The sequence below is a fragment of the Streptomyces antioxidans genome (assembly GCF_000968685.2).
Lineage (GTDB): Bacteria > Actinomycetota > Actinomycetes > Streptomycetales > Streptomycetaceae > Streptomyces > Streptomyces antioxidans.
The window spans coordinates 1-2,609 of the sequence record NZ_LAKD02000020.1 but is presented as its reverse complement, the minus strand read 5'-3'; the positions used below and the strand labels follow the sequence as shown (position 1 = coordinate 2,609).

General features: G+C 67.6%; 1 protein-coding gene. It reads left to right on the top strand.

What is annotated here, in order from left to right; genetic code table 11:
* Positions 1-2,609: type I polyketide synthase (locus VT50_RS09575; RefSeq protein ID WP_143645199.1), on the top strand; the 2,609-nt coding region annotated here is incomplete at both ends.

Below are 2,609 nucleotides of genomic sequence, written 5' to 3'. Positions count from 1 at the left end.
CTTCCAACGGCAACGCTACTGGCTCGACGCACCGATCCAAGCAGTTGACGCCACCGGCATCGGACAGGGGCATGTTGACCATTCGCTGCTCAGTGCGATGTTGAAATCCGCGGCACACAATTCGGTACACCTCACGGGGCGGCTGTCGCTGGAGACGCACCCGTGGCTGGCCGATCACCGGGTGCTCGGATCGGTGCTGGTGCCGGGAGCTGCACTGGTCGAATTGGTGATCCGCGCGGGAGATCAGGTTGGTTGCGGGCGGGTGGAGGAGCTGACGCTGGAGGCGCCGCTGGTACTGCCCGAGCGCGGCGGTGTCCAGGTGCAGGTGGTCGTCGAGGAGCCGGATGCGGCTGGTCTGCGGCCGGTTGCGGTCTACTCGTGTCTTGAGGACGCGGAGAGCGCGGACGATGCGATGTGGAACTGCCATGCGCGTGGGTTGTTGGCCGTCGAGGAGCCGTCCTCGGCTGTTGGTGGTGGGGTGGTGTTGGAGCAGTGGCCTCCGGTGGGTGCTGAGGTGGTGATGTCGGATCCGGAAGGGTTTTATGCCGGGTTTGTTGAGCGTGGGTTTGGTTATGGTCCGGCGTTTCGGGGGGTGGAGGCGGTTTGGCGGCGTGGTGAGGAGGTGTTCGCTCAGGTTCGTCTTCCGCAGGAGTGTGCGGCTGAGGCGGAGCGGTTCGGGGTGCATCCCGTGCTGCTGGACTCCGTCTTGCACGCCGTGGCGTTGATCGCTTCGGACGGGGACGAGGAAGCCGTACGTGTTCCGTTTGCGTGGTCGGGGGTGCGGTTGCATGCCTCGGGTGCGTCGGTGGTGCGGGTGCGGTTGACCCGTGCGGGGTCGGACGCGGTGGCGCTGGACGTGGCTGATGCGGCGGGGCAGCCGGTGGTGTCCATCGAGTCCCTGGCTCTGCGGCCGCTTTCGGCTGAGCAGTTGCAGGTGGCTCAGACCAGCCGTTATGACTCCCTGTTCCAGCTGGACTGGCAGCCGCTGGAGTCTCCCCGGGCATCGGCTGCCGGGGGTTCGTGGGCGCTCGTAGGACCGGATGTTGGGCTGGGTGAGGCGGTGGTCCGCGAGGGCGGATCGTACGCCCGTTACCAGGACGTGTCCGCGTTGATCAGCGCGCTGGACGAGGGCGAGACGGTGCCCGAGAGGGTGGTCGTGTCCTGCCCGGCGACCGGTGCTGATGGCGATATGGCTGCCGGGGTGCGGGAGTCGTTGGCCACTGTGCTGTCTGTGGTGCAGCGGTGGCTGGGTGAGGAGCGACTGTTCGGGTCCCGTCTGGTGGTGGCCACTTGTGGTGCGGTCGCCGCTGAGGCAGATGAGGATGTGGCGGGTCTGGTGCAGGCTCCGGTGTGGGGGTTGTTGCGGTCGGTGCAGACTGAGAATCCCGGCCGGTTCCTCCTCCTGGACCACGACCTCGACCACGACCCGGAGCGCGGCAGCGAGATCAGCCCAGCTGCGGCGGACGCGGCGGTGCGGGCCCTCGTCGCTGGTGAGGAGCCGCAGTTGGCGGTCCGGGGCGGGATCATCCTGGTTCCGCGCTTGTCTCGCGTGACGAAGTCCGCGCCCTCCCAAGCGTCTACGCCACTGGTCTCGGGTGGGACGGTGTTGGTGACGGGGGCGTCGGGTGTGTTGGCGGGTGTGGTGGCCCGGCATCTGGTGGCTGAGCATGGGGTGGAGCATCTGCTGCTGGCCAGTCGCAGGGGTCCGGATGCGCCGGGGGCTGCGGAGCTGGTGGCCGATCTGGAGGCGGCCGGGGCGTCGGTCACGGTGGCCGCGTGTGATGTGGCCGATCGTGATGCGGTGCGTGAGTTGTTGGCTGGTGTTCCGGCGGAGGTGCCGCTCAGGGGTGTGGTGCATACCGCGGGGGTGGTGGATGACGGTGTGGTGGAGGGGCTGAGTGATGAGCGTGTTCGGCGGGTGTTGGCGCCGAAGGTGGATGCGGCGTGGCATTTGCATGAGCTGACTCGGGATATGGGCCTGGAGGCGTTCGTGCTGTACTCGTCTGCCGCGGCCACTCTGGGGGCTGGTGGGCAGGGGAGTTACGCGGCGGCCAACGCCTTCCTCGATGCCCTGGCCCAGCACCGCCACGCCCACGGCCTGCCCGCACTCTCCCTGGGCTGGGGGCTGTGGGCTCAAGCCAGTGGAATCACCCAGAACCTCAGCGAGGCCGATCTCGCTCGCATGGCTCGCGGCGGCACCACCGGACTCAGCACCGAGGAGGGTCTTGCCCTGTTTGATGTGGCTCAGGGTGTGGGGCGTGGTGTGGTGTTGCCGGTGCGTGTGGATGTGGGGGCGTTTCGTGGGGGTGGTGTGTCGGTTCCGGCGTTGTTGCGGAATGTGGTGCGGGGTGTGGTGCGGCGGGTTGCGGTGGGGCGGGATGGGTCTGGTGTGTGGCGGGATCGGTTGGCGGGTGTGGCGCCGCGGGAGCGTGAGCGGTTGTTGCTGGAGTTGGTTCGTTCTCAGGTGGCGGTGGTGCTGGGGCATGCGGACTCTGCTGGGGTTGATGCTGATCGTGCGTTGAAGGATCTGGGCTTTGACTCCTTGACTGCGGTTGAGCTGCGTAATCAGCTTGGTGCGGCTACTGAGCTTCGACTTCCGACGACGTTGG